Genomic DNA, 26295 nt, shown 5'->3' with positions numbered 1-26295 from the left:
CTTCTAGCGATCGATACCGCTCCTCGGATGCTGACGTCAATATCGGGAAATTCGTTCGCAGCGATTTCTGATGCGGAATACACCGAAGCTCCAGCTTCGCTGACGACAATTCGAGAGAGCTTCAAGTCAGGATAATATTTGCAGACATCTGCACAGAGTTTTTCGGTCTCGCGTGAGGCTGTGCCGTTACCGATGCTCAATAGCTCAGCATTGTATTTTTTTGCAAGTTGAGCAATACGTTCTCGCGATGTATCCCATTGGTTTTTGGGGGCATGAGGGTAGATGGTGTCATAGGCTAAAAGTTTGCCCGTCGCGTCAACAACAGCAACTTTTACTCCGGTACGTAAACCGGGATCAAGGCCAATGGTAACTTTTGGCCCTGCGGGCGCGGCCAACAATAAATCTTTTAGATTATCAGCAAATACTTTAATCGCGCCGCTTTCAGCTGTTTCACGTAGTTGAGAGAGTAGCTCTGTCTCGATGCTCATGCTGAGCTTAACTCGCCAAGCCCAGCGAACGACTTCTCTCAACCAAGCGTCCGATGCGCGGCCTTGGTCTTTGATAGCAAAATGCTCGGCGATCATGATTTCACAAGGTGAAACTGAAATTCGACTCGTCTTGTCCGCATCTTGATGCTCAAGTTTCAAAGATAGGATGCCGTCTTTTCGACCTCTAAATAAAGCAAGCGCTCTATGTGATGGGATCTTTTTGATGGATTCATTGTATTCAAAATAATCGCGAAACTTCTGTGCATCTTGATGCTTTTCATCAGCAACAGAGCTTTCTAATTGCCCGTATTGCCACATTTCATTACGCAGCTTATTTAGTAAATCTGCGTCCTCGCAAAAACGCTCGATCAAAATATATTTAGCGCCATCCAATACAGCTTTTACATCAGTAAATCCCAACGTTTCGTTGATGTATTTTTCGGCTTCATGCTCTGGAGATGTTTCTGGAGTAGAGAACAGCCTATCTGCTAAGGGTTCTAGGCCCGCTTCAATGGCTATTTGGCCCTTGGTTCGTCGCTTGGGTTTGTAGGGTAAATACAAATCCTCTAGGGTCTGCTTACTTTGAGCGGACTGGATTTTCTTTTCGAGCTCAGGCGTGAGTTTGTCTTGTTCCGAAATGCTATTAAGGATGACTTCTCTTCGTTCATTTAACTCAGTTAAATAAGTTAGTCGTTCATCGAGCTTACGAAGTTGCGTATCATCTAACGCGCCAGTTTGTTCTTTGCGATAACGGGCAATGAAAGGAATCGTTGCGCCGTCTTTAATGAGGCGAATCGTCGCGTCAACTTGTTCTGTGCGAACAGAGAGTTCGTTCGCAATGGTTTGCGTGATAGATAACATTCGCGTTGTCCGTATTTTATTTTACGAGCGTTTAGATGGGAGCGAAGCCCTGAATTTAAACCCTTGTAAATGAAATAAAGATAGCTTTTTTACTCGGCTTGCAACTCGGTTAAACTACGCGGCTCTATCGTTAATGTGTTTATTGAGGTCAGTTGTGGGGAGTACCCTGAATCCAAAACAGAGTGAAGCCGTTAAATATGTTGGCGGGCCTTTGCTCGTATTAGCTGGTGCAGGGAGTGGTAAAACGAGTGTAATTACGCGCAAGATTGCTTATCTCGTTAACGAGTGCGGTATTAAAGGCAGGAATATCGCAGCGGTTACCTTTACCAATAAAGCCGCGAGGGAAATGAAAGAGCGGGTTAGTCAGCTGATTTCGGGCCCAGATGCGCGTGGCTTAAATATTTCCACTTTTCACAACCTCGGTCTCAATATCATTCGAACTGAGCACGAGCGCTTAGGCTATAAACCAGGGTTTTCTATTTTCGATAGCGAAGATGCAAAAACCTTGTTGCGAGACATCCTCATGAAAGAAGGTGAGGAAAACAGCGATGTTCTCAATCTTGTCCAGATGCAAATTTCTAACTGGAAAAATGTAATGTGGACACCTCAAGTTGCGGTGAGCAAAGCAAAAACACCAGAAGATCTGCAAGCTGCCCAAGCCTATGTTCTATATGAGCGCTATTTGAAAGCCTATAACGCTTTAGATTTTGATGACTTAATTTTATTGCCCGTTTTGTTATTTAAAAATGAGGCTGATGTATTACAAAAATGGCGGCAGAAAATTCGATACTTGTTGGTTGATGAGTATCAAGATACCAATCTCGCTCAGTATGATCTTGTTCGTATGTTGGTGCAGGAGCGAGAGGCGCTAACAGTCGTCGGGGACGACGATCAATCAATATATGCATGGCGAGGTGCGAGACCTGAAAATCTAGCCAAACTAGAGCAAGATTTTTCATCATTGAAACTCGTTAAGCTCGAGCAAAATTATCGTTCCACAAGTTTGATATTGAATGCAGCAAACGTCGTGATCGCGAATAACCCGCATGCATTTGAGAAAGCCTTATGGAGTGATATGAAAGGTGGCGAGCCTATTCGTATTATCCGCTGCCGTAATGAAGATGCAGAGGCCGAACAAGTTGCGGCTGAGATTCTCGATCAGAAGTTAAAGCGCGGTGTTTCGTTCAAAGATTTCGCAGTGTTGTATCGCGGTAATCATCAAAGTCGTTTATTAGAAATCAAGCTACAAGCGTTTCAGGTGCCATATCGCTTGTCAGGCGGTACATCTTTCTTTGCTAAAAATGAAATTAAAGATGCGATGTCGTATTTAAGGTTGTTGGTAAATCCGGATGATGATGCGGCCTTTTTGCGTGTTGTAAATGTACCGCGCCGAGAAATTGGTCCTAGTACACTTGAAAAACTAGGGAACTATTCAACGGAGCGAAACATCAGCCTCTATCAAGCATGTGGTGAGATGGGCTTGTCTCAAGTCTTGAATGAGCGCGCCTTAGAGAAAGTGCGTCGTTTTGCCTCATGGCTTGAGCGCACAACACGTCGTTGTTATGAAGAGGACCCTATTCCTGTACTCAAGCAACTCTTTATAGATATCGAATATGATCAGTGGCTTCATCAAAACGCAAGTTCGCCCAAGGCTGCTGAACGACGAATGGATAATGTCTGGTATTTGATTGATTCGATGCAAACGATGCTCGAGGCAGACAAAGGTACAGCAGACGAAATTGGCATCGATGAAGCAATATCGAAACTTGTTTTGCGTGACATGCTAGAGCAGCAAGAAGAAGAGGATGACAGCGACAAAGTTCATTTGCTGACACTTCATGCCTCGAAAGGGTTGGAGTTTCCCCATGTTTTCATTATGGGATTAGAAGAAGAAATACTACCGCATCGAAACAGTATCGAAGAAGATAATATCGAAGAAGAACGACGTTTAATGTACGTAGGTATTACGCGAGCAAAAAGAACCTTGGCGCTAACCTATGCAGCAACCAGAAAGCAGTTTGGAGAGAAAATAGAGACGATTCCGAGTCGGTTCTTGGATGAACTTCCAGACGAAGATCTTGTTTGGGAAGGCGGAGAAGAACAAGACAAAGAGCGTGCGAAGAAAAAAGGCAAGCAGACATTATCGGCATTGCTAGATGATCTGAAGTCAGACTGTTAAGCCAAGCCTTTAAGGTTTCAACATTTTAGTTCGTATTGCCTTTAGTGGGCGCCCATCAATGGTTCCTAGTCCAAGGGCGATGCATAACATTCCCAAATAATGGCTTGTGGAGAGCTGTTCTCCGATAATCAGCCATCCTAAAAAGATAGCAGACACTGGCACCATAAACGTCACAAGAGATAGGTTGGTAGCGCCTGCGCTTGATAGCACAGCAAAGTAACCAATATAAGCTAAGGCGGTGCTTAATACTCCTAGGGCGAGCACGGCGAGCCAAGCTGTATGCGTCGCGACTTGTAGCTCACTAAAACCGTCAAAGCTTATGCAAACTGGTATGAGCCATAGGCTTGCCAAACTAGTTTGTGCTGCGGCAATTACAATCACGTTTACGTTCATGGCTTTGAATCTGCGCCCAAATACAGTCGCAATCGCATAGCATAATGCTGCACCTAAGATCGCAAATTGTGCGAGTGTGCTCGGGCTAATACTAGTATTAATTTGTGTGATTTGATCTGTACCGATCATGATCACGACGCCAACAAAGCCAAACACGACGCCACTTAATTTTGTAGGGCTTATTCGTTCGTCACTAAGGAATATTCCGGCGACCAAGATCGTAAATAATGGTGTCGTTGCATTCAGAATTGAGGCTAAACCCGAATCAATTTCTTGCTGCCCCCATACAATTAAGCTAAACGGAATCGCATTGTTTAGTAGACCCATCAGTGCTATTGCAACCCAGAATCTCGGTGAGGAAGGAATGGGAACTTTTCGCACGAAAGCTAATGTCCACAAGCAGGCAGCGGCAATCGTGACTCTTAGCCATGTTGTCGTGGTTGGAGAAAAATCGGGTAGGGTAAATTCATTGAATAAAAACGAACCGCCCCATAGGACGGATAAACCTATGAGGATCGCCCAGTCTTTTAAACGCATGGTGAGAGCTGTATTCATAGTATATCAATCAATGCGTTTGCATCGTAAAACGACGTACTTGGCGTGTTTGGCAATATTTTCGCAATTCCCAAAGAGTTTCTTTAATGCAGTGTGATATCCAAGGTGGCGATTAGCAACAACCCAAAATTCTCCGTTTCTCTTTAGCTGACGATACGCATTTTTAAACATGCTCATCGCGATATCTGTGCTCATGGTTTGTTGCTGGTGGAAGGGCGGGTTGCAGACTATAAGATCCATTTTTGGGTATGATTCGGGAATATTATTGGCGCAGCTTGCAGAAAATCGCTCGCTTAAATAACGACTCGCGTTTCTTGTAGTGCTCGCGACGGCCATAAATGATTCGTCACAAAAATAGGTATGTTTGGGCTCAATAGTTTGAGCACACATAATTCCCATGATGCCGCTGCCGCAGGCTAGATCGATGATCGTTTCAGCTTTTGGAAGCTCTTGTAGATAGTCTAGAAATACGCGAGTTCCAGGGTCCAGTCGCCCCTCCGCAAAAACATTAGCATCGCAGCTCAATTCGAGTCCATGTGTTGAATAGCTTCTAGGAAAAGGCGATTGGCCTTTCCACTTGTTTGGAGAGGGGTTGCAATGGATTAATCTTGATTTTCTTGAAGCTAAAGATTGTTCGCTAGGGCCTAGCAGCTTTTCAAAAATATCACGGGTGTTCTTGCTAAGACTTTTTACCATAGCGCTTGCTATGACAACAGAATGCTCGTTTATATGTTTTCTAATCGCATACAACTGATCTTCTAGAAAACTTAATGATTTGGGGATTTTAATAACGACAAGATCAAAGCTGCCTTCAAGTGATGTTGTGCTTGGAACAAGTTTCTCAGGTTCTTGTTTTGTATTCGCCTGCGTATTTAATCGAATAGCTGTCGATGACAAAAATGAGTCAGTTTGAATCGTGATATCAAATGCACGAAGCGCACAACTGATCGCGCCAAATTGGTCGTTTAAGATAAGAATTCGTTTATTGGACAGATCATGCTTACTCAGTTCTTCCAATAACAAGGTGTCAGCACCTTCCCATGCCTGCAGGTTCTGTTGAGCCTTACTATTTTTAAATAACGGATAGCGTTGAAGCGTTAGCGCACCAAAAGGACTGTCGTAGTGTGTGTTCATTTATCTCGCAGTGAAAGCAAAGAGTTTTAGATGACGAGGCTCAGCGCCAAGCTTAGCATGATGACACCAATAATTACTTCCAAGACTTGCCATGATTTTGCTTGGGCAAAGATTGGTCTTAGGAACCGAGCACCATATCCAAGTGAAAAGAAGAAAGTAAATGATGCGATAACGGCACCGAATCCGAACCAGTATTGTAACTCACCATATTGTGTAGAGATGGAGCCAAGCAATACTACAGTGTCCAAATAAACATGAGGATTGAGCCATGTAAAAGCAAGGCAGGTTAATATTGTCGTTAATATGCTTGATGTGTTTTCTTGGCTTTCGGTAAGCTCATGCTTAACAGTGCAAGCACTATAGAAACTGCTTAAGCCATAAAACAGTAAGAATATTGCACCGCCATAACGTGCAAAGGTTTCTATTTGCGGATAAGTAGTAACGAGAGCGCCAAATCCGAATACGCCTGCCGAAATAAGAATGGCATCTGAAAGCGCACAGATAAAGCAGCTAACAAATACATGTTCTTTTTTGAGTCCTTGCTTCAGAACAAATGCGTTTTGAGCGCCGATTGCCAAAATCAATGACAGGCCCAAAGAAAATCCTGTCAGTATTGCGCTCATTGCGTCGCTACCACCTTATATAAGCTCTTAGGTTCATACAGAAAATAATGATGTTGGCGATAAGCATTGCGATGCTACCTGTTAAAATCCCCAGCGTAGCCCAGCAAATATTAGCGGCCATCATGGTAATAAAGCCATAGCGATGCTTGCTGCCTAATTGATAGGTTGCCAAAAAGGTAAAGATCATTACAAGCCAATCGCAGCCGTAATATTGGAAAATTTCCACGATAAGGTATTTATGCTTTTTTGATAGCTCCAATGACTGCAAGCAGGATGACGGCACCTAAGGTGGCGCTAACGATCGAACCTAAAATTCCACCGGCGTACAAGCCAAGGAGTTGCAGTACGAAACTGCCTATGAATGCGCCAACAATACCAACAACTATATTTCCAACTAAGCCAAACCCTATGCCTTTCATAATTTGGCCTGCTAGCCAACCCGCGATCGCGCCGATTAAAAGTGCAAGTACTAATGCCTGAACGTCCATACTAAGCTCCAAATCGTGTGTATGCGTCAGTGACTGTAGTACGTAAAACTATGCTGCGTGCATATTTTTGTCATCGATTGAAAGCAATTGTTGCCCTCGTTTTTCTAGAAAAAGAAGGAGGCAGCGGCTGTCGCCAGTACGCCGCACCATACGATACAAACGAGTGTCGCGATGAGTCGTCGTGATGGCTGATTAGTTGGATTGATGACAAATTTGATGCCGAAGCCTAAAGGCAGTAAAAGCAATGCAAACAGTATGCTTTTAATCAGCATGGGCTGCTCTGTTGTATCGAAAAAGAAAAGAGCAACTAGGCAAACAAGCCCTATGAGCTGTATGGCGCGATCTTTTGGTGTTTGTTTCGCTTGTTTCATAGATGCATTTTACTCAAGTTTTGTAAGTTTATGGATGCGCAATTGGTTCAATTTTAGTTGATCTGATTTAAGCAGAAAGCGGAGCAGTATAAAGTAAATATCTAGATCAAAATGCGCTTTATTCTCTGCATTGTTTTCGTGTTGATGAGCTTGAATTTCTGTCCCAATATGCGCTTTTAAGGGAACATAACCACGCTCTCTTAATTCTTCTTCTGATTCAATTTTGCCTAGATATTGCCATTGATCGATTAAGTGAAAGTGTTTGAATTCGTCATCATTTACGTCGTTTTCTTCCACGAGTATCGGCGTATCAAATGGCCATAAAACAAGTTGATGTTTATTCATCGCTACATCGATACGAGCATTATAGTCTTCGGCAGATTCAATTCCTTCGCATGCACCGAAGCAGCGATGTAATTGGCGTCTAAAACAGGGAGTGTTATCGAGCGGATTGCCCTCTAAACCAAGCAACTTGTAACAAAGAAAATAGTGATCTGCGAGTTTCTCTAATTGCTTGCTAGCCTGACGAGCGCTCCGGAATAGTCCCGCACTCTCATCTGGTTTTTGTTTACTGTTTATTTGTTGGGTGAGGACGGTTTTATAACCCTTTGAATTTTGTTCAATTTGAAAGCTATAAAGTTTTCTAGTACGTCGAAGCCTTCTGTTATAAAGCGGCGATAATGCTTTTATCTCATTGCTCTCGAGAATTTGTGCGCCGAAATCACTCGGTGTTCGCTTGAAATCGATATGCGCAACCTTAGTGCTCATAAGGAGTTCTTTGCTACTTCGATAATCATTGCTGAAATGACTCATGACACGAGCGCGTATGTTGACACTCTTACCAACGTACAAGAGAGAGCCTTCTTCGCTATAAAAGTAATAAACCCCCGCGGCTTTCGGAAGGGCTTTAATTTGTGCGGCTTTGATTTTTGGTGGTAAAGACGGCGTTTTCAGCAGGGGAGAGATAGCGCTTGCAAGCTCGTGAGTTGAATAGAGCTCAGTTGATTTTAAGAATAACTTCCAGATGATTAAGGCATCATCCAAAGCACGATGACGGTTTTCGATCGAAAAACCAAAACGCTTAATGATTGGGTCGATGCCATGCCGGTTGAATTGGGGGTACAGGGCACGACTAAATTTTACCGAGCAAAATGTTTTCGCTGAAAATTTAATGCCGACGCGTTCAAACTCGGTTTTGATGAAGCCATAATCAAAGCGAGCGTTGTGGGCGACAAACACTCTGTCCTGGAGTTTTTCGTACAATGAGTTAGCTATGTCCGAGAACTGTGGTTGGCCAACTAGCATGTTCGGTGTAATGCCGGTTAGCTTCGTGATGAATGGAGGAAGCTCTCTTTGCGGGTTGATAAAACTTTGCCAGCGTTCAACGATGACACAATCATCAACAATTAATAGACCAATTTCGATGACTCGGTGCTGTTGAGGTTTGCCTCCTGTGGTTTCGCAATCAATGATCGCCATGCGCTTTGGAAAGCTTTCAGATAACTGCTGAACACTTTCAGTTGGAAAGAGGTCTGATTGCATTGTTTAAAACGGTTTATGACATTTGCAGAAGTTTTGGCATTACCCACCGGCATATTGCGAGTTGGCTGCCCCAATAGCCCTCGTGTTTTTCTAGCTTGTCGTCATAGCTTGCGCTTTTGCGATGATAAAACACATGCCCAACAGCGTCTGGCAGTGAAGATTTATCATCAAAGTTTTCTGCTGATATAAACGCTAAGCCTAATCCGGGGATTCCTTTCAAGAATCCTGCTACAGGCAAGTGACAGTGTTTGCAGGTTCCGCGCTGTAATGCCGGTGGTAGGCGATACGTCTTAAACTCTACATCTTGCTCATCTAGCGTTACGTGTTTTGATTTCACAACACACACATCTGAGTAATTTGATTTATACAGAGCTTGGCAAATTTCACAGTGACAAAAAAAGCGTACAGCAGGCGTTTTCTCTACAGTAAATTTGGTTTTTCCGCACGGACAGCTGCATTGATGACTCATAGTATTTGCTCTGTTTGTGGTTGGGTTAGTAGTTAGTAATCAAGTAGTTCAGTGAGTTGTATCTGCTCAGTTAAGATTTCTCTATCGCTAGGGGCAAGGCCTTTCCAGTGCTCTTTTACTTCGCGCCAGCTTCTCACTTGAAAGCTTTTAACAACTGATTTGAATGCGTAGCCTCGGAGTTTTCCTGTATAGATGTTTTCGCCTAAATCAAAACCTTGTTCATTAAATCTGTGTTTGCCATTTGCGACCGCGTCATTATGTGCGCGCTCATTTTGAACCATCAGCGCAGCATATGTTCCCATCAAAATATTCATCAGCGTTGACAATTTTTCGTTGAAAATTAGGTTCTCATTAACGTAATTACTAGTTTCCATGAATTGGCCTTCATCAATACGTTTTAGCCAAGCAAAAAGATTTGGTGCAATTTGTTTTATTTTGTCCGCGGCTTCCGGGTCGACAAGGTTCATTCCTAATTGACCATAGATGCTCGCATCGGTTAGGGAAAAGTGATCGCCGAAAATATAGTTTTGACGGCGAAATATTGCGTCTAACGCCTCTAATATAGCTTTCCAACTTTGTTCAAGTAGTTCGTGTGTTGGTGGGAAGTCTTCTTTTGTTGGCGGTGTTAGTGATGCGCGAACGCCTGCCTTGTATCCTTTCGGGGCGACGCTCATCAAATAAGGTAAACGCTTTACTTGGCGAGCTGGAAATGACCGAGATAAGAGCCAAGCGCCGCCGGGTGGTAATGCATTTTTAAACTCTGATGCGAGCAGTTTGCCCATTCTGTTGCTTTTTGTAGAGCCGACCCAGCGCATATGATGCACGAGATATAAGCCAAACTCGTTGAATGCTTCATCGATAAAATGGGTTAAGAAGTTAAATAAGGGGGGCGAAGGAATAATGTTACGTCCTTCGCCTTCTTGTTCCATGCGTCTGAGAATACTAGAGCTATCGTATTCAAAAAATCGTTTATCATGGCTGAAATAGGGGAGCAGAGGATATTCGTCTAGCTCTTTATCCATATCAGGATAACGACTAACTTCTTTTCGTCGCTTGGCCGCTTCTAGTCTTAAGATAATTCGAGCATTCTCAAAGTGAGTGCCCATCGCAGGCAGGCGTCGATAGGCGATACCTTTGTATTGCAATGCAGCTTCGAGCTTTAAGGTGTAAGGGCTAAGTCTAACTCCCCAAATTACCGCTTCAGACATCTAAACCCTACTTAGTTGAACTCCAACGACATTGTCGCCGTTAGCATAGGCACAGATTTGGCTCATTTGCGTGTAGCTGATTCCGCTTTGCTTGTGCCATTCATTAAACGTTGCTTGTATTAGTTTTAGTTCTCTCTGAGAGCTCGGTTCACTTTTAATATCAAGCCCAGCGCTTTGCAATGTTAATACAACATCTCGTGAGAGGATAAAGGTGTCGCGCCCCATCATGCGAAGAAAATATTGTCCTGTATTCCCGCCTAGTCGCGAACCACGCTTTTTAAGCAGCTGCATCAGGCCAACTTGATCATCGGATGGCCAATGCGCGATTAATGAAGCGATACCTTTGTCTGTAAATCGCAGGTCGTACAAGAAAGATACATTGTCGCGCAGCGCTTTGATTTTTTGGCCGCTGCGCACAACACGCGAATCATCAAGATAGGCTTCCCATTGCTCATCTGAAAGTAGGGCCAAGGTGTCGACTTTAAAACCAAAGAATGCTTCTTCAAACTCCGACCATTTGCGATCAATGACCTTCCAACTGAAACCCGCGCGATTCACGCATTTTGTCATGGCTGCGAGATAACGATCTTCTGGAATCTGCTCTAGCTCATTGCTTGAGAAGTGCGTACTTAAAAGGTTTGCTAAGGCTGGTTTTCCGCCTTTTCGTTCGATCGCTCTTTCTAGAATTGCGCTAAAAGCAGTGAGGTCAGTAGGGAGTGTTACAGCCATAATTATTCTTATTGCCAGACAAAACCGTGAATTCGTATCTAATCTTACGAAGCTTTATTTGTAAAGTCTTTAAAAAAGCACGGACTGCCCCTTTTAAATCTTACTTTAGCCCCAATAATTGCAGCTTCATTTAAAAGACTGGAGCAAATATGTCTGATTTAGATTTCTCAACGGATGAAGCAAAAGCATCCTACGGTGTTGGTTTACAAATGGGCCAACAATTAGCAAGCGTTTTTGAAGGCGTTTCACTTGAAGCTGCGCTTGCTGGTATTCAGGATGGTTTCGCAGCGAAAGTACCTCGCGTTGAGGGGCAAGACATCAATGCTGCATTTGGTGTAATTCAAGAGCGTATGCAAGCTGCAGAAGCGGCCAAAGCAAAAGAATTCTCTGCAGCGGGCGAAGCGTTTTTAGCTGAGAACGCTAAGCGTGATGAAGTGACAGTGCTTGAGTCAGGACTTCAGTACGAAGTCATTACCGAAGGTGAAGGCGCTAAGCCAACGGCAGATAGCGTTGTTCGCACACACTACCGTGGTACTTTGATCAACGGTGAACAGTTCGATAGCTCTTATGATCGTGGTGAGCCTACTGAATTCCCAGTTGGTGGCGTTATCGCAGGTTGGACAGAAGCACTCCAATTGATGAGTGTTGGTTCTAAGTGGAAGCTATATATTCCTTATCACTTAGCATACGGCGAGCGCGGTGCTGGTGGTGCGATTGGCCCATACGCAACGTTAGTATTCGATATCGAGTTGATCGAAATCGTAGGCTAAGCCTCCTCGAAAATAAAAAAACCGCCGATTGGCGGTTTTTTTATTTCTGCAGTACAGGACAGTCTTGTTCTACGAGAAGCTGCGGCAGCCTCAGTCGTACACAGTTGGGATAGCTTGACGTTTGTGTTGGGTTGCCTGATAGATCTTAATTAATCGATCTGAGACATGATCTTCGACCTCCCGTCCCTCAAGAAAATCATCAATCTGGTCGTATGAAATACCCAGCGCTTTCTCGTCCTCAAGTCCCGGGTCGTTGTCTTCAAGATCCGCCGTTGGCGCTTTGTGCACAAGATGCTCTGGTGCGCCGAGAGCGCTGGCAAGGGAGCGTACTTGGCGTTTGTTCAATCCGAATAATGGAATGAGATCGACCGCGCCGTCGCCGTACTTGGTGTAAAAGCCAGTAATATTTTCTGCGCTATGGTCAGTCCCTAATACAAGCCCCCCAAGTAAACCTGCAACATAATACTGAGATACCATGCGCACACGCGCTTTTACATTTCCCTTTGCGAAGTCGACGGTATAGGCGTCATTTGGCATAAGCTGTTGCTGGCTGAGTTCCTGTGCAACATTGTCGTGTATTGCGTCAGTACCTGGTTTCACGTTTAAGGTGATGGCACGGCTTGGGTTGATAAATGTAATAGAGTCTTGTGCATCTTGTTCATCGCGTTGCTCGCCGTAAGGTAAGCGGACAGCAATGAATTGATACTCGCTAGAATTATTCTCTGCATTTAATTCATCGATTGCGCGTTGGGCGAGCTTGCCGCATGTGCATGAATCAATGCCGCCACTAATACCAAGAACTAAAGTTTTTTGGCCTGCGGCATTTAGTGTTTGTTTGATAAAGTTTGTACGACGTTCAATTTCGAAATTTACATCGATCTCAGGTTGCACGCGCATCTCTGTAAGAATTTCTGATTTGCTGACCATACTTTACACCTATTGTTTGTCAGTCACTCAGGGTGATATTAAATTCATGCCCTGTTTTGATATCTTGAAAGGTTTTTATTCTAGGAACCCAAAAGAAATCACGCTTAAGAGTGATCGACTTTCCTTTTGAATAAACTGCTTTTTAAATGATCCATCGTCATTGAAAGCGATTCCCTCAGGGTAGTTAGCCTTCAATACAGTGAGAGCATCTTCTTTCAATTTTAGTAAGCCTGTTTCGTCGTAGAGTTCCACCATCATTGCTAATGCTTCTTCGACGACGGGGCTACTAGGAAAACTTTCGACGACATAAGCCGCTCGATTTGCCGCAGCTGTGTACGCTTCGCGACGAATGTAATAGCGGGCTGCATGCAATTCATACGCAGCTAATCGGTTTCGGATCATTAGCATCCGTTTACGAGCATCGGCCGCGTATTGGCTTTCTGGATATTGATTGATGAGTTGCGCGAAGTCTTGGAAGGCTGTTCGCATATTGCCCGGATCGCGAGATGTGATATCAACATCAGTGAAAAATTGAGTTGCGATGCCTCCATCAAGATTGTAGTTAGCAACGCCTCGCAAATAGTACGCATAGTCTACGTTAGGGCTTTGAGGGTGCAGTCGAATAAAGCGATCGGCCGCGAGGATAGCGCCATCTAGATCGAGCGCACTGTAACGCGCATATACTAAATCTAACTGTGCTTGCTCTGCATATTTCCCAAATGGGAAGCGTGATTCGAGTTCTTCGAGCGCTAGCGTTGCTTGTTGGAAGTTACGAAGCTTGATCGATTTCTTAGCGGCTTCGTAAAGTTCTTTTTCACTGGATTCTTTTTTTGGTGCTGAGCTGCATGCAGCTAAAATCGTGGCGCTTAATACGATGATTAAACAGTGTTTGATCCACTGGGGCATAGTTGATGTTTCTCTTCGTGTTTACCGGGCCATGATCAATATTTGTTTAAAGGATTTGGATGAACACAGCTATAATGCGTCGATTATGTCATAACTTTGGGCTGTATCGTAAGAGTCCTACTGCACGGAATAGAAGATGAGTGAGCATACACGCGAGAGCGTAGAAGCGGATTTTGTAATTGATATGGAACATTCTGGGATGCGCTTAGATCAGGCGATTTCGGAATTGATGCCAGATTATTCGCGTTCGCGCCTCCAGCAATGGATTAAACAGGGTGCATTGACTGTAAATGGCGCAGTACTGAAGCCGAAAGAAAAAGTAAAAGTTAACGACTTCATCGAGCTCAGAGCGGAACTTGAAGCGCAGGGTGAGTGGAAGGCAGAGCCTGTTGATCTGGATATTGTTTATGAAGATGAAGCCATATTGATTATCAATAAGCCCGTTGGCCTTGTTGTGCACCCAGCAGCAGGAAATTATTCCGGAACGTTAGTTAATGGCTTACTTCATTATGATGCGAGCTTAGAGAATGTGCCGCGCGCAGGTATCGTGCATCGTTTGGATAAAGATACTTCAGGCTTGATGGTGGTCGCTAAAACCTTGCAAGCCCACGCGCATATTGTTGCTCAGCTACAAGATAGAAGTATGGGGCGTGAATATGAAGCCCTCGTAACGGGAGTTATGACAGGCGGTGGTACCGTCGATGAGCCAATTGCTCGCCATTCTCGAGATCGAAAGAAAATGGCAGTTACGCCTTTTGGCAAGAATGCCGTGACGCATTATCGCGTGGTTAAAAAATTCGATCACCATACGCATATTCGTGTGAAGCTAGAGACTGGGCGTACGCATCAAATTCGTGTTCACATGGCGCACATTGGTTATCCGCTTGTTGGTGACAGAACATACGCAGGACGTTCGAAAGTGCCGGCGGGAACGAGTCCTGAATTCAAAGAAGCATTGAAAGCTTTCCCTCGTCAGGCGCTGCATGCAAAAAAACTCACTTTGATTCATCCTTTAGACGAAGAAGAAGTGAGTTGGGAAGTAGACCTGCCGCAAGACATGCAGCATTTGTTGGCGCTTGTCGCAAACCTTGATGATGTCGGTGAGTGAAGACTCGATTCAACTTCGCGAGATGACTGCTCATTACTGTAGATATTTTTCTTAAAAGGAATCGTTTGTGTCACTAGATCTCATTCAGCCTAATTGGCCCGCGCCGAAGAACGTGCGTGCTTTTGTTTCGACTCGGCTCGGCGGTGTAAGTAAAGCGCCATATTATTCTTTGAATTTAGGCGGTCATGTTGATGATGATCCTGAAGCAGTGCAAGAAAATAGAGAGCGCTTTGCGCACGCGGTTGGGCTTGAAGCTGAGTCGATTGCTTGGTTAGAACAAGTGCATGGCACGGATGTTCTAGAACTGAATGAAGTGCCATCAGGTCTTTTAAAAGCGGATGCCTCCACAACAATGCGATCGAATCTAGCTTGCGTTGTTATGACTGCGGATTGCATGCCTTTATTAATGTGCGATTCGGCAGGTAAGCGTGTTGCAGCCGTGCATGCTGGTTGGCGCGGCATGGCTGATGGCGTGATTCAGGCTGCCTTATCTAAGTTTGATGATGCGAGTGAGGTGATGGTGTATTTGGGACCGACCATTTCTCAGTTAGGGTTTCAGGTTGGCGCTGAAGTAAAGAATCAGTTCGTATCGATTGATGCTGACTTTGATGCTGCGTTTTTGCCAGAGAACGAGAGCGACAAACTCATGTGTAATTTGTATGCGATTGCTCGAATGATCTTACGAAAGGCAGGCGTTAGCAAAGTCTACGGTGGAGGATTTTGTACCTTTGCTCAGTCCGAGCGTTTTTATTCTTTTCGTCGAGATGGGCATGTATCGGGGAGAATGGCCTCCCTCATTTACTTGTCATAAGCCAACAGGCTTAATCAAGTCTTAGATTATCAAAATACAGTGAGAATCCTTGCTCCGGTTTTGCTGAGAAAAGTGCAAGGCTCTGAATGTGTTTCATATCCATTGCTCTCCCTTGTGGCGCTTCACTTATTTCGGAAAGTCGAATCGATATTTTGTTCACGCCTTTTTGTATTTCGAAGCTGCGATTGAAGCGATCAACATACTCATGGTTATGTGTTTTGTCGTGTATTCGGAGTGTTAGTTTCTGTGGTGTGTCTGATTTCGAAAAAATATCAATGCGGAATTGATTGAAGTCAGACCAGTCGTCGTGAATATGCGGCACGCTAAACCCAGGGTATGTCGTGGTGGCAAAGTCCACTTTGAGCGTGGTGCTCGGGTTGTCCCAACCCTTTGGCTTGCTTACTAAGCTTAAGCTTGCTTTATCTCCTGGTCTGTAAAGGCGCATTTGCCACGCGTGCTCGAAATTGAGTAATGACGGAAGCTCTGCTTGACGTTGATACAGTGTGTAGGCGCCATGAGCTGGGACAAACATTGCACTAAAGAGTAAAAACAGCGCGAAGAATCGCACGATTATCTTCTTTTTAAAGGTTCGTTGCGTGCTGACAATAATCAAAATCGCGGAGCAGATACCAATAAAGTTGTAATAAATATCAATGAAACTCGCGCTGCGTTGAAAGAATGGTTGGGATAACTCAATCACGATGCCGATGATGAAACAGAAGCCGCCAACCTGAATCAGCTTCAGCCCCGAGTCTTTTGCTCTAGCAAGGTGGCTCAACAGAAGTGTTAAAAAGAAAAGAATATAGGTGTGGGCACTGTCATGAAGCGGCCCCCAAAACAAATTTTGATTCAATACGTTCTCAATTCCGACAGAGATACCGATAAGGCATGCGAGATAAATAAAAGAATAAAAATGATAAGAAATCATAAAGAGCGTCAATTAATTGGCGGTTCGACCTTGAATTGTTTTTGTTTGTTCCCATCTTAACAGGTAATCAAAATTTAGGTGCAAAGTGCGCCCCATAGTTCAGCGCTTAGGGAAGGCTTTAACGCAGTAATTAAAGTTTGCAGTAGCGCTCAAGGAGAATGGAATGCGAATTGACAGATTAACTAGCAAATTACAAATGGCTTTGTCCGATGCTCAGTCGATTGCACTTGGCAAGGACAATCAGTTTATTGAACCTGCTCATCTTATTCAGGCTTTATTAAATCAGAATGGAAGTTGCAGCGCTTTACTTAGACAAGTGGGCGTTGCGTTGAGCGATTTTAAGGCTGAGCTGAATAAGCTTGTTGAAGCGTTGCCGCAAGTTGAGGGTGGTGATGCGGATGTCCATATGTCGAACGACTTGGGTCGCTTGATGAATATGGCAGATAAATACACGCAAAAACGCGGCGACCAGTACATTTCATCTGAGATCGTCCTTTTGGCGGCAGTGGATGATAAAGCGGCTTTAGGTGCGCTTTTAAAGAAATTCAATGTCAATAAAGCTGCACTAGAAGCGGCAATTGACACGGTCCGAGGAGGCGAGTCTGTGAAAGATCAAGGTGCAGAAGACAATCGAGAAGCCTTAGATAAATACACTGTCGACCTTACAGCGCGAGCGGCAGAAGGGAAGCTTGATCCTGTGATCGGTCGTGATGATGAGATACGCCGAACTGTCCAGGTTCTGCAGCGTCGTCGTAAGAATAACCCTGTATTGATCGGTGAGCCGGGTGTAGGTAAGACCGCTATTGCAGAAGGTTTAGCGCAACGTATTGTGAACGGCGAAGTGCCAGAGGGTCTAAAAGACAAGCGAGTTCTTTCTCTTGATATGGGCGCGTTGATCGCAGGTGCTAAATTTCGCGGTGAATTTGAGGAGCGTTTAAAAGCTTTGCTAAATGAATTGGCAAAACAGGAAGGCCAAATCATCTTATTTATCGATGAAATTCATACCATGGTGGGCGCTGGCAAGGGCGAGGGTTCGATGGACGCAGGTAATATGCTCAAACCAGCTTTATCACGTGGTGAATTGCACTGTGTCGGCGCGACAACCTTGGATGAATATCGCGAGTACATTGAAAAAGATGCAGCGCTTGAACGCCGTTTCCAAAAGGTGGTGGTCGATGAGCCGACCGTTGAGGATACGATCGCGATTCTAAGGGGATTAAAAGATCGGTATGAAGTGCATCATGGCGTTGAAATTACTAACGCTGCGATTATCGCTGCAGGTAAGTTGTCTCATCGTTATATCAGTGACCGACAATTGCCAGACAAAGCTATTGATCTAGTAGATGAGGCTGCGAGCCAAATTCGTATGGAGATGGATTCGAAGCCAGAGTCCTTAGATAAGTTAGAGCGTCGACTCATTCAGCTCAAAATTGAACGAGAAGCTTTAAAGAAAGAAAAGGATGAAGGTTCAAAGAAATCCTTGTTAGAACTTAACAAACGTATTGAGACTGTCGAAAAAGAATTTGCCGATCTTGAAGAAGTTTGGACGTCAGAAAAAGCTGCCTTGCAAGGTTCGCAGCAAGTGAAAAGTCAGCTAGAGCAGGCGCGTGTTGAGCTTGATACAGCGCGTCGTAACGGTGATTTAGGACTTATGTCGGAACTGCAATATGGCAAAATTCCGGAGTTAGAGCGTCAGTTAGACATGGCGAGCCAGGCGGAGATGGTTGGTATGACCTTGTTACGTAACCGCGTGACAGAGGAAGAGATCGCCGAGACGGTTTCGAAATGGACAGGGATTCCTGTTTCGAAAATGCTAGAAGGCGAGAAAGAAAAGCTATTACGTATGGAAGATGCTTTGCATGAGCGCGTGATAGGGCAGCAAGAAGCGGTTAATGCGGTTGCTGATGCGGTACGTCGTTCTCGCGCAGGTTTGTCTGATCCGAATCGACCGAATGGTTCTTTCCTATTCCTTGGGCCAACAGGCGTGGGTAAGACTGAGTTGTGCAAGTCTTTGGCAAACTTCTTGTTTGATACTGAAGAAGCAATGGTTCGTATCGATATGTCTGAGTTTATGGAGAAGCACTCGGTCGCGCGATTAATCGGTGCTCCTCCTGGTTACGTGGGCTATGAAGAAGGTGGTTACCTCACTGAGGCGGTACGACGAAAACCTTATTCGGTATTGTTGTTGGATGAGGTGGAAAAGGCGCATCCAGATGTATTCAATATCCTATTGCAGGTACTTGAAGACGGGCGCTTGACCGATGGGCAGGGACGAACGGTTGATTTTCGTAACACGGTGATTGTGATGACTTCGAATCTTGGTTCAGATGTCATTCAGGCGAAAAGTTCAGGATATGTAGAAGCGAAGTATGATGAAATCAAAGATGCTGTGATGGAATCAGTTGCTGCGCACTTTAGACCTGAATTTATAAATCGTATTGATGAAGTCGTGGTTTTCCATGCTTTGGCAGCTGATCAAATTCAGGGGATTGCGAAAATTCAGTTGGCAAACTTAGAGGCTCGACTGAGAGAACAAGATTTAAGTTTGTCCTTCTCAGAAGAGGCATTGCTTAAACTTGCTGATGCAGGCTTTGATCCCGTTTACGGGGCGCGTCCTCTCAAGCGCGCTATTCAGCGTCGCGTAGAGAATCCGCTTGCTCAGATGTTATTAGCGGGCGAGTTTGTGCCGGGAAGCGTGATTACTGTGTCTGTGAGTGGGGACGACTTAGTCTTTCATTAAGCTCGATATAAAAAGGCAGCCAATTGGCTGCCTTTTCTTTAACAATTCTCTGCGAGATAGGTTTGCGATAATGCGCGCTTATCTGCGATTTCTTCTGGGGTCATGTAACGCATTTGGCCGTTCTCTTTTATCCGTAAGCGAGCGCCGTCAACCATTCTAGACAGATTTTCTTTTACTGCGGCGCACTTGTTGTCATCCCGTGGCGCTTTCTTATCTGTAGTTTGTGAAAGTTGCGCAGCCTTTTCTTGAAGTGCCTGTTCTTTTTCTGGCGTGTTTGGTGCTGGTGAATTGCTCTTGTTTGGGGCCGGTAAGCCTTTTCCTGTTTGAACTTTTACTTCTGACACTTGTTTGTTGGATTCAGGCTTTTTGTCAGAGTAGTGGACGCGCCCCTGCTCATCCGTCCACTTATAAATCTGTCCATAAGCTAGTGTGCTAAGAGAACATAATAGGGCGATAAAGAGCAGTCTTTTTTTGTTGCGATGTTTGTCCATAAAAAATGCCTGAATTATATGAAAATCATTTACTTGTAGGCTTAACTATAAACTAAAGCAGCGGAAAACAAGTTTTTTGTGCAGAAAGTGCGTTTTATTGGTCAAAAAAAACGCACAGATATTGACTATATGTAATTCGCTGTCAGAATTGCAGGTCGCTTAGATCCGGGGTAGTTTGTAGAGGCCTTTCCTAGTGGTTTTCTTATCCCCCCAGCAAGTTAATATGTTGCGACGGCAACATTACTTATTTGAATTTGAGAAGAGTCCAAAAAGCATGACTGTTTTCATAGGCGTTACTCCCCGCCTTAATAAGTAAATTCAACTTGCTAAAGTTGCATCGAAAACGCTTCCAAAAGAAGCGAGCATTACTCGGATTAAGCTTCCAAATTTAACTGTATTATTTAAAGGTAAATATCGTGGAGCTATTGTCTGGCGCCGATATGATTACTCACTCCCTTGCGGACCAAGGCGTTGAGTACATCTACGGATATCCAGGTGGAGCTGCGCTTCATATTTATGATGCGTTGTTTCGACAGGATAAAGTTAAACATATATTAGTTCGTCACGAGCAAGCAGCAGTCCATATGGCTGATGGCTATGCGCGTGCGACAGGTAAAGCGGGAGTTGTATTAGTTACATCAGGTCCAGGTGCAACGAATACGATTACAGGTATCGCAACAGCGTTTACCGACTCTATTCCTATGGTTGTCTTGTGTGGGCAGGTACCTTCAACATTGATTGGTGAAGATGCTTTCCAAGAAACAGACATGATGGGTGTGTCGCGTCCAGTTGTGAAACACAACATGGCGATCAAACATCCTTCAGAAATTCCTGAAACGATTAAAAAGGCGTTTTATATTGCTGAATCTGGTCGACCGGGCCCGGTTGTAATCGATATCCCAAAAGATATGACAGCGCCAAACGAGCGTTTTGAGTATAGCTATCCGAAGAAAGTGAAGCTTCGCTCATACTCGCCGCCAACGCGTGGTCATTCAGGTCAAATTCGAAAAGCAGCTGAGATGCTCTTAAATGCTAAGCGTCCAGTTATATATGCGGGTGGTGGTGTCATTATAGGTGGCGGAACTCAGCAGTTGACGGATTTGGTCAAGCGGTTGAATTACCCAGTGACCTGCACCTTGATGGGTTTGGGTGCTTATCCGGGGACGGGCGAGCATAGTCTAGGCATGCTTGGCATGCATGGGTCTTATGAAGCAAACCAAGCAATGCACCATTCTGATTTGGTTGTGTCAATTGGTGCACGTTTCGATGATCGCGTAACAAATGGCACGGATAAGTTCTGTCCTGGCGCGCGCATTGTTCACGTGGATATCGATCCGGCGAATATTTCAAAAACTATCAAGGTTGATGTGCCAATCGTAGGGCCGGTAGATTCGGTTCTAACTGATCTTCATGCTGCATTAGATGAGTTGGCGGGAACGCCTGATCAAGAAGCCTTGTCGGCTTGGTGGGAAAAAATTGATGGCTGGAGAGCATTTCATGGCGGTCGCTATGATGCATCTACGCAAGATTCGATCAAACCTCAGCATGTAATCGAAACGCTGCACAAAGTTACGAAAGGCGATGCCTTCGTAACTTCTGATGTAGGTCAGCACCAAATGTTTGCGGCTCAATACTATAAGTTCAATAAGCCTAATCGTTGGATCAATTCTGGCGGTTTGGGGACGATGGGCTTTGGTTTGCCTGCGGCAATGGGTATTAAACTGACTCATCCTGATGAAGAAGTTGTGTGTGTTACCGGTGAAGGCTCTATTCAAATGAATATTCAAGAGCTATCAACGTGTAAGCAATATGACCTTCCTTTGAAAGTTTTGCTATTGAACAACCAAGCTCTAGGTATGGTTAAGCAATGGCAGGACATGAATTACGAATCTCGTCACTCTCATTCTTACATGGACTCATTGCCTGACTTTACTAAGTTGGTTGAGTCTTATGGTCATGTGGGTATGACGGTCAATAAGCTAGACGAATTAGAGTCTACCTTAGAGAAAGCGTTCGCAATGAAAGACAAGTTGGTATTTATCAACGTTTATGTTGATCCTTTAGAGCATGTGTATCCAATGCAAATTGCAAAAGGTTCGATGAATGACATGTGGTTGAACAAGACGGAGAGAACATAATGAGACGTATTATTTCTGTCCTTCTTGAAAACGAGCCAGGTGCATTGTCGCGTGTTGTTGGCTTGTTTTCTCAGCGTAACTACAACATTGAAACGCTTACCGTGGCGCCAACTGATGATGAATCCTTATCCCGTTTGACTGTCACAACGACGGGTTCTGACAAGGTTATCGAGCAGATTACAAAGCAGCTAAATAAGTTGATCGAAGTCGTTAAGTTGGTTGATTTGACTGAAGGTAGTCATATCGAACGAGAGTTGATGCTTGTTAAAGTGAAGGCAGCTGGCTCTCAGCGTGGTGAAGTGTCACGTACGGTAGATATTTTTCGAGGGCAAATTGTAGATGTGAATAGCACTGTGTATACCGTTCAGGTTACGGGAGACAGCAGAAAGCTTGACGCATTTATTAAAGCGTTGCCGGAAGGAATTGTATTAGAAGTAGTGCGCAGCGGTGTTTCAGGTATTGCGCGCGGCGAGAAAGTTCTTAGCCTTTAAATTTTATTTTAATTTTAGTTTGCCTTCTTTAAGTTGAAGGTAGAGAGATAGCGGGGAAAAACCATGCAAGTTTATTACGATAAAGATTGTGATCTTTCGATCATCCAAGGTAAAAAAGTAGCAATCATTGGCTACGGTTCACAAGGTCACGCGCACGCATGTAACCTAAACGACTCAGGTGTAGACGTTGTTGTTGGTCTACGTTCAGGTTCTTCTTCTGTAGCGAAAGCTGAAGCTCACGGTCTAACCGTTAAGCCTGTTGCGGAAGCAGTTGCTGGTGCAGACGTAGTAATGATTCTTACTCCTGATGAATTCCAGTCTGTTCTTTACAAAGAAGAGATCGAGCCAAACATCAAGCAAGGCGGTACGCTTGCATTTGCTCACGGTTTCGCAATCCACTACAACCAAGTTGTTCCACGTGCTGACCTTGACGTAATCATGATTGCTCCTAAGGCGCCTGGTCACACTGTACGTTCAGAGTTTGTTAAGGGTGGCGGTATCCCAGATCTTATCGCGATCTTCCAAGACGCGTCTGGCCAAGCAAAAGATGTAGCACTTTCTTACGCAAGCGGTGTTGGTGGTGGTCGTACTGGTATCATCGAAACAACTTTTAAAGACGAGACTGAAACTGACCTATTTGGTGAGCAAGCTGTTCTTTGTGGTGGTGCGGTTGAACTTGTTAAAGCTGGTTTCGAAACATTGACTGAAGCGGGTTATGCTCCAGAAATGGCTTACTTCGAATGTTTGCACGAGCTTAAGCTAATTGTTGACCTTATGTACGAAGGCGGCATCGCGAACATGAACTACTCAATCTCTAACAACGCTGAGTACGGTGAGTACGTTACCGGTCCAGAGGTTATCAATGATGAATCTCGTGCGGCGATGCGTAATGCACTTAAGCGTATTCAAGATGGTGAGTACGCCAAGATGTTTATCCAAGAAGGTGCGACTAACTATGCATCTATGACTGCATATCGTCGTAATAACGCAGCTCACCCAATCGAAGAGACTGGTGCTAAGCTTCGTGCAATGATGCCTTGGATTGCGTCTAACAAGATCGTTGATCAAGAGAAGAACTAAGCGTTTTTGTTAATTAACGCTACACTAAACGGCCTGCAAGGATTATCCTTGCAGGCCGTTTTTTTATGTACGCAGAATATGCTGAGAAGTCATGAGCGAAGAGTCAAAGAATAATCAAGATACTACAAGTGCATTGCACGAGTCTGGGGCCGACAATATTAAGTCGGAGACTGAGTCGTCAGCGGACAAACCAAAGTCGCGTATGGGTAAAGGCATATATTTGTTGCCTAACCTGTTTACAACTGCTTCGTTGTTTTCGGGATTCTATGCAATCGTTGCGGCGATGAATGGCAACTTTGAAAATGCGGCGATCGCAATATTTGTATGCATGGTGTTGGATGGTCTAGATGGTCGCGTTGCGCGTATGACCAACACGCAAAGCGATTTCGGTGCGGAATACGACAGCCTCGTTGATATGGTGGCTTTTGGTGTCGCTCCTGCTCTTGTTGCTTTTACTTTCAGTTTGCAGACGCTAGGAAAGATCGGATGGATTGCAACCTTTATTTACGTCGCGGGTGCTGCATTGAGGCTTGCTCGTTTCAATACGCAGATAGGGTCGGTCGATAAGCGTTATTTTGTTGGTTTGCCAAGTCCTGCGGCAGCAGCTTTGGTGGCTGGCGTGGTTTGGGTGTTCCATGATGCAGAAGTTGGAACATTATTGACCTTGGTTACTATGCTGTTTGTTGCAAGTGCCGGTGTGTTGATGGTGAGTAATGTGCTGTACAACTCCTTTAAGGAGTTCGATCTCAAGCGCCGTGTCCCGTTTACAGCGGTTTTAATTATGGTGGCGGTGTTCGCTGTCGTCGCGTTGGAGCCGTCTTTTGTGTTGTTGTTAGGTTTTGTTATCTATGCTGCATCAGGTCCTTTTTCAAGTGTATTGCGCAGATTCAGAAAAAAAGAAGCGTAAAGGCACTTTTTAGACGAGGAACCGTCTCAGCATAAACTCAACGTTGACGAATTTACGGAAAACTTTAGTTATGCTTATAAAAATCAGGTCCTCGTTAGATATCGCTTCTTCAGAAATAACTAGCGAATCTGCATACTTAAATCGACGAAAATTTTTATCTCTATCTGCAGCAGCAGGTGCTACAAGTTTACTCCCAAGTTCCTCATTGTTTGCGTCAGCGGATGCGTCGGCGTTTCAAAACCTTCCCTCTGTAAACTACGCTCCTGGCGAAAAGATTACTCCATACGAAACAGCTTCCACCTATAACAACTTCTATGAATTTGGAACAGGCAAGTCTGATCCGGCAAAGTATGCGCATGAAATGACGACTAAGCCTTGGTCGGTTGTTGTGAACGGATTGACGGATAAACCTGGTACCTACAACCTTGAAGATGTTCTAAAGGGTTTAGAATTGGAAGAAAGGGTATATCGTTTCCGATGTGTGGAGGCTTGGTCCATGGTGATTCCTTGGGTGGGCTTTTCGTTGTCTGCGCTGTTAAATAAATTTCAGCCCTCCCCTTCAGCCAAATATGTTCGATTTGAAACGCTAAATAGACCAGAAGAGATGCGTGGTGTTCGATCATTTACGTCTTCGATTGATTGGCCATACGTTGAGGGGTTGCGCATGGATGAGGCAATGCATCCTCTGACGATGATGGTTGTAGGAATGTATGGCAAGGAATTGCCAAATCAAAATGGTGCTCCATTAAGACTGATTGTCCCATGGAAATATGGTTTTAAGAGCATAAAGTCCATAGCTCGAATTTCGTTTAGCGAGACACGACCACGAACGAGTTGGGAGAAAGCGGGGCCAAGTGAATATGGCTTTTATTCCAATGTAAACCCCAACGTTGATCACCCTAGATGGAGTCAAAAGACAGAGAGGCGATTACCTAACTCTTTGTTTAGTCCAAATCGCATCGATACCTTGATGTTTAATGGGTATGAAGAGCAGGTTGCATCACTCTACGCTGGGATGGATCTGAAGAAGAACTACTAATTATGAATGTAAAAACTGCTCACTTGATGCGTTGGTGGTTTATTTTTATTGCTTGCTTAGCTCCACTGCCATACATCGTGTATAGATTGGTGGTTAATAACCTTGGGGCGGAGCCGGCGAAAGCTTTAGTAGAGTTCTTGGGGGAAACCTCGCTTATTGTGCTGTTTGTGACATTAGCTGTCACGCCGCTAAGTAAATTCAAGATGCTTCCTAGTTTCGTTAAATATCGCCGTATGCTTGGGTTGTGGGTTTTCTTCTATGCCTGCTTGCATTTGTTGAGCTACGGTATGTTTCTCGTTGATTGGAGAAATTTTATAGAAGATTTGTATCAACGACCCTACGTCATTGTTGGTGCGTTGGCGTTCCTGATCCTATTAGTTTTGGCAGTGACCTCTCCTCGCACGGCAATTAAAAAATTAGGGAAGAAATGGAAGCGTCTGCATCGTTGGGTATATCTAGCGACGTTCTTGGTAGTCGTTCATGTCTATTGGCAGTTAAGAGCTGATTACTTTGAGGCGCTCGTCTACTTCACTTTTTTCGTTGCCCTAATGTCATTTAGGTTAGATGTTCTGCTTGCTTGGAAATCTAAAGTGATCAATAAATAATCGCATTGTATGTATGTTGATCAATTGACGCTTTCTTTAAAATAAAGCGACTTTTTTATGACAAGGCGCTTGCTATCCACGGTGGGATATTTATAATGCGCGCTCGCTTTGAGGGAGACACCTAGGGGAGTCGAAATTGAGGCGAGAAGTGAAGGTCTTCTAGCGTAATTTTTGATCTTTGTTTCTGGTGATTTTTGAGAAGTTTTTGTTGCTTATTTAAGTGTTGAAAACGAGCTCAAAAATAAAATCAGAAAGATCAAAAAAAGTAGTTGACCGGCGAATTAAGATCTATATAATTCGCGCCTCGCTTGAGG

Annotated in this window: 25 protein-coding genes; 11 read left to right on the top strand and 14 right to left on the bottom strand. The window is 44.4% G+C overall.

All coding sequences use genetic code 11. The annotated features are described in order from the left end of the window. Positions 1-1349: Tex-like N-terminal domain-containing protein (locus A3739_RS21575; RefSeq protein WP_304440301.1), on the bottom strand; the 1349-nt coding region annotated here is incomplete at its 3' end. A gap of 154 nt (positions 1350-1503) precedes the next feature. Here A3739_RS21575 and rep point away from each other — a divergent pair. Continuing rightward, on the top strand, positions 1504-3528 hold the full coding sequence (gene rep / locus A3739_RS21570) for a DNA helicase Rep (RefSeq protein ID WP_369819822.1): 2025 nt from the start codon (positions 1504-1506) through the stop codon (positions 3526-3528). Between the two features lie 9 nt (positions 3529-3537). Here rep and A3739_RS21565 read toward each other — a convergent pair whose 3' ends face one another. The 9 genes from A3739_RS21565 to A3739_RS21520 form a co-directional block, all read right to left on the bottom strand. Next, positions 3538-4476: a DMT family transporter gene (locus A3739_RS21565; RefSeq protein WP_068502727.1), complete on the bottom strand. Its 939-nt coding sequence runs from the start codon at positions 4474-4476 to the stop codon at positions 3538-3540. Positions 4477-4482: 6 nt separating this feature from the next. Next, positions 4483-5610, bottom strand: a complete 1128-nt coding sequence (locus tag A3739_RS21560) for a methyltransferase (RefSeq protein WP_068480317.1) — start codon at positions 5608-5610, stop codon at positions 4483-4485. 26 nt (positions 5611-5636) lie between these two features. After that, positions 5637-6233, bottom strand: coding sequence for a LysE/ArgO family amino acid transporter (locus tag A3739_RS21555; RefSeq protein WP_068480320.1), 597 nt, complete (start codon positions 6231-6233; stop codon positions 5637-5639). Between the two features lie 236 nt (positions 6234-6469). Next, complete coding sequence (locus tag A3739_RS21545) at positions 6470-6721, bottom strand: GlsB/YeaQ/YmgE family stress response membrane protein (protein ID WP_068480323.1); 252 nt, start codon at positions 6719-6721, stop codon at positions 6470-6472. 104 nt (positions 6722-6825) lie between these two features. Next, on the bottom strand, positions 6826-7092 hold the full coding sequence (locus A3739_RS21540) for a hypothetical protein (RefSeq protein ID WP_068480327.1): 267 nt from the start codon (positions 7090-7092) through the stop codon (positions 6826-6828). Positions 7093-7101: 9 nt separating this feature from the next. Then, a complete protein-coding gene (locus A3739_RS21535) occupies positions 7102-8634 on the bottom strand; it encodes a 3'-5' exonuclease family protein (RefSeq protein WP_068502720.1) in 1533 nt (510 codons plus the stop codon). 13 nt (positions 8635-8647) lie between these two features. Beyond that, the gene (locus A3739_RS21530; RefSeq protein ID WP_068480333.1) at positions 8648-9103 is read right to left on the bottom strand and encodes a GFA family protein; all 456 of its coding nucleotides are present in this window, start codon (positions 9101-9103) and stop codon (positions 8648-8650) included. A 32-nt stretch (positions 9104-9135) separates the two neighbouring features. Next, on the bottom strand, positions 9136-10311 hold the full coding sequence (locus tag A3739_RS21525) for a glutathione S-transferase C-terminal domain-containing protein (RefSeq protein ID WP_068480338.1): 1176 nt from the start codon (positions 10309-10311) through the stop codon (positions 9136-9138). Beyond that, complete coding sequence (locus A3739_RS21520; RefSeq protein ID WP_068480341.1) at positions 10312-11040, bottom strand: DNA-3-methyladenine glycosylase I; 729 nt, start codon at positions 11038-11040, stop codon at positions 10312-10314. 149 nt (positions 11041-11189) lie between these two features. Here A3739_RS21520 and A3739_RS21515 point away from each other — a divergent pair, with 149 nt between their 5' ends. Next, positions 11190-11810 (top strand): FKBP-type peptidyl-prolyl cis-trans isomerase, encoded by a 621-nt coding sequence (locus A3739_RS21515; RefSeq protein ID WP_068480344.1) that lies wholly within the window; start codon positions 11190-11192, stop codon positions 11808-11810. A gap of 90 nt (positions 11811-11900) precedes the next feature. Here A3739_RS21515 and nadE read toward each other — a convergent pair whose 3' ends face one another. Next, the gene (nadE, locus tag A3739_RS21510; protein WP_068480347.1) at positions 11901-12737 is read right to left on the bottom strand and encodes an ammonia-dependent NAD(+) synthetase; all 837 of its coding nucleotides are present in this window, start codon (positions 12735-12737) and stop codon (positions 11901-11903) included. A 75-nt stretch (positions 12738-12812) separates the two neighbouring features. Further along, entirely contained in the window at positions 12813-13643 is an 831-nt protein-coding gene (locus tag A3739_RS21505) for an outer membrane protein assembly factor BamD (protein WP_068480349.1), read from the bottom strand. 136 nt (positions 13644-13779) lie between these two features. On the opposite strand from A3739_RS21505, the gene rluD reads away from it, so the two are divergent. Together rluD and pgeF are read left to right on the top strand one after the other, a co-directional pair. Further along, on the top strand, positions 13780-14751 hold the full coding sequence (gene rluD / locus A3739_RS21500) for a 23S rRNA pseudouridine(1911/1915/1917) synthase RluD (protein ID WP_068480352.1): 972 nt from the start codon (positions 13780-13782) through the stop codon (positions 14749-14751). Positions 14752-14818: 67 nt separating this feature from the next. Next, positions 14819-15562 carry a peptidoglycan editing factor PgeF gene (gene pgeF / locus A3739_RS21495; RefSeq protein ID WP_068500532.1) on the top strand — a complete coding sequence of 248 codons (744 nt, stop codon included), beginning with the start codon at positions 14819-14821 and terminating at the stop codon, positions 15560-15562. A 10-nt stretch (positions 15563-15572) separates the two neighbouring features. On the opposite strand, the gene A3739_RS21490 is transcribed toward pgeF, so the two are convergent. Further along, positions 15573-16490 (bottom strand): carbohydrate binding domain-containing protein, encoded by a 918-nt coding sequence (locus tag A3739_RS21490; RefSeq protein WP_068502718.1) that lies wholly within the window; start codon positions 16488-16490, stop codon positions 15573-15575. Between the two features lie 163 nt (positions 16491-16653). Here A3739_RS21490 and clpB point away from each other — a divergent pair, with 163 nt between their 5' ends. Next, positions 16654-19230 (top strand): ATP-dependent chaperone ClpB, encoded by a 2577-nt coding sequence (clpB, locus tag A3739_RS21485; RefSeq protein ID WP_068502714.1) that lies wholly within the window; start codon positions 16654-16656, stop codon positions 19228-19230. Between the two features lie 38 nt (positions 19231-19268). On the opposite strand, the gene A3739_RS21480 is transcribed toward clpB, so the two are convergent. Beyond that, on the bottom strand, positions 19269-19721 hold the full coding sequence (locus tag A3739_RS21480) for a DUF4124 domain-containing protein (protein WP_068502711.1): 453 nt from the start codon (positions 19719-19721) through the stop codon (positions 19269-19271). A gap of 416 nt (positions 19722-20137) precedes the next feature. Between A3739_RS21480 and A3739_RS21475 the strand changes: the two genes are divergently transcribed. The 6 genes from A3739_RS21475 to A3739_RS21450 all read left to right on the top strand — a co-directional run bounded on the left by A3739_RS21475 (position 20138) and on the right by A3739_RS21450 (position 25981). Further along, a complete protein-coding gene (locus tag A3739_RS21475) occupies positions 20138-21859 on the top strand; it encodes an acetolactate synthase 3 large subunit (RefSeq protein WP_068480367.1) in 1722 nt (573 codons plus the stop codon). Then, positions 21859-22350, top strand: a complete 492-nt coding sequence (gene ilvN, locus A3739_RS21470) for an acetolactate synthase small subunit (RefSeq protein WP_068480370.1) — start codon at positions 21859-21861, stop codon at positions 22348-22350. Before A3739_RS21475 ends, ilvN begins: the two co-directional genes overlap by 1 nt. A 63-nt stretch (positions 22351-22413) precedes the next feature. Further along, positions 22414-23430 (top strand): ketol-acid reductoisomerase, encoded by a 1017-nt coding sequence (gene ilvC / locus A3739_RS21465; RefSeq protein WP_068480374.1) that lies wholly within the window; start codon positions 22414-22416, stop codon positions 23428-23430. A 91-nt stretch (positions 23431-23521) separates the two neighbouring features. Beyond that, the gene (pssA, locus tag A3739_RS21460) at positions 23522-24337 is read left to right on the top strand and encodes a CDP-diacylglycerol--serine O-phosphatidyltransferase (RefSeq protein ID WP_082878537.1); all 816 of its coding nucleotides are present in this window, start codon (positions 23522-23524) and stop codon (positions 24335-24337) included. Between the two features lie 70 nt (positions 24338-24407). Next, positions 24408-25376, top strand: coding sequence for a protein-methionine-sulfoxide reductase catalytic subunit MsrP (msrP, locus tag A3739_RS21455; protein ID WP_068480377.1), 969 nt, complete (start codon positions 24408-24410; stop codon positions 25374-25376). Between the two features lie 2 nt (positions 25377-25378). Continuing rightward, positions 25379-25981 (top strand): sulfite oxidase heme-binding subunit YedZ, encoded by a 603-nt coding sequence (locus A3739_RS21450; protein ID WP_068477182.1) that lies wholly within the window; start codon positions 25379-25381, stop codon positions 25979-25981. The last annotated feature ends 314 nt before the right edge of the window (positions 25982-26295 follow it).

The organism is Oleiphilus sp. HI0067, from assembly GCF_001635735.1.
Note: the sequence above shows the minus strand (reverse complement) of the source record. Positions and strands in the feature narration are given on the sequence as shown.

Excerpts from the sequence above, each read along its gene's own strand:
- A3739_RS21565 (WP_068502727.1), bottom strand. The coding sequence starts at position 4,476 with ATGAATACAGCTCTCACCATGCGTTTAAAAGACTGGGCGATCCTCATA.
- A3739_RS21560 (WP_068480317.1), bottom strand. The coding sequence starts at position 5,610 with ATGAACACACACTACGACAGTCCTTTTGGTGCGCTAACGCTTCAACGC.
- A3739_RS21555 (WP_068480320.1), bottom strand. The coding sequence starts at position 6,233 with ATGAGCGCAATACTGACAGGATTTTCTTTGGGCCTGTCATTGATTTTG.
- A3739_RS21545 (WP_068480323.1), bottom strand. The coding sequence starts at position 6,721 with ATGGACGTTCAGGCATTAGTACTTGCACTTTTAATCGGCGCGATCGCG.
- A3739_RS21540 (WP_068480327.1), bottom strand. The coding sequence starts at position 7,092 with ATGAAACAAGCGAAACAAACACCAAAAGATCGCGCCATACAGCTCATA.
- A3739_RS21535 (WP_068502720.1), bottom strand. The coding sequence starts at position 8,634 with ATGCAATCAGACCTCTTTCCAACTGAAAGTGTTCAGCAGTTATCTGAA.
- A3739_RS21530 (WP_068480333.1), bottom strand. The coding sequence starts at position 9,103 with ATGAGTCATCAATGCAGCTGTCCGTGCGGAAAAACCAAATTTACTGTA.
- A3739_RS21525 (WP_068480338.1), bottom strand. The coding sequence starts at position 10,311 with ATGTCTGAAGCGGTAATTTGGGGAGTTAGACTTAGCCCTTACACCTTA.
- A3739_RS21520 (WP_068480341.1), bottom strand. The coding sequence starts at position 11,040 with ATGGCTGTAACACTCCCTACTGACCTCACTGCTTTTAGCGCAATTCTA.
- A3739_RS21515 (WP_068480344.1), top strand. The coding sequence starts at position 11,190 with ATGTCTGATTTAGATTTCTCAACGGATGAAGCAAAAGCATCCTACGGT.
- nadE (WP_068480347.1), bottom strand. The coding sequence starts at position 12,737 with ATGGTCAGCAAATCAGAAATTCTTACAGAGATGCGCGTGCAACCTGAG.
- A3739_RS21505 (WP_068480349.1), bottom strand. The coding sequence starts at position 13,643 with ATGCCCCAGTGGATCAAACACTGTTTAATCATCGTATTAAGCGCCACG.
- rluD (WP_068480352.1), top strand. The coding sequence starts at position 13,780 with ATGAGTGAGCATACACGCGAGAGCGTAGAAGCGGATTTTGTAATTGAT.
- A3739_RS21490 (WP_068502718.1), bottom strand. The coding sequence starts at position 16,490 with ATGATTTCTTATCATTTTTATTCTTTTATTTATCTCGCATGCCTTATC.
- clpB (WP_068502714.1), top strand. The coding sequence starts at position 16,654 with ATGCGAATTGACAGATTAACTAGCAAATTACAAATGGCTTTGTCCGAT.
- A3739_RS21480 (WP_068502711.1), bottom strand. The coding sequence starts at position 19,721 with ATGGACAAACATCGCAACAAAAAAAGACTGCTCTTTATCGCCCTATTA.
- ilvN (WP_068480370.1), top strand. The coding sequence starts at position 21,859 with ATGAGACGTATTATTTCTGTCCTTCTTGAAAACGAGCCAGGTGCATTG.
- ilvC (WP_068480374.1), top strand. The coding sequence starts at position 22,414 with ATGCAAGTTTATTACGATAAAGATTGTGATCTTTCGATCATCCAAGGT.
- pssA (WP_082878537.1), top strand. The coding sequence starts at position 23,522 with ATGAGCGAAGAGTCAAAGAATAATCAAGATACTACAAGTGCATTGCAC.
- msrP (WP_068480377.1), top strand. The coding sequence starts at position 24,408 with ATGCTTATAAAAATCAGGTCCTCGTTAGATATCGCTTCTTCAGAAATA.
- A3739_RS21450 (WP_068477182.1), top strand. The coding sequence starts at position 25,379 with ATGAATGTAAAAACTGCTCACTTGATGCGTTGGTGGTTTATTTTTATT.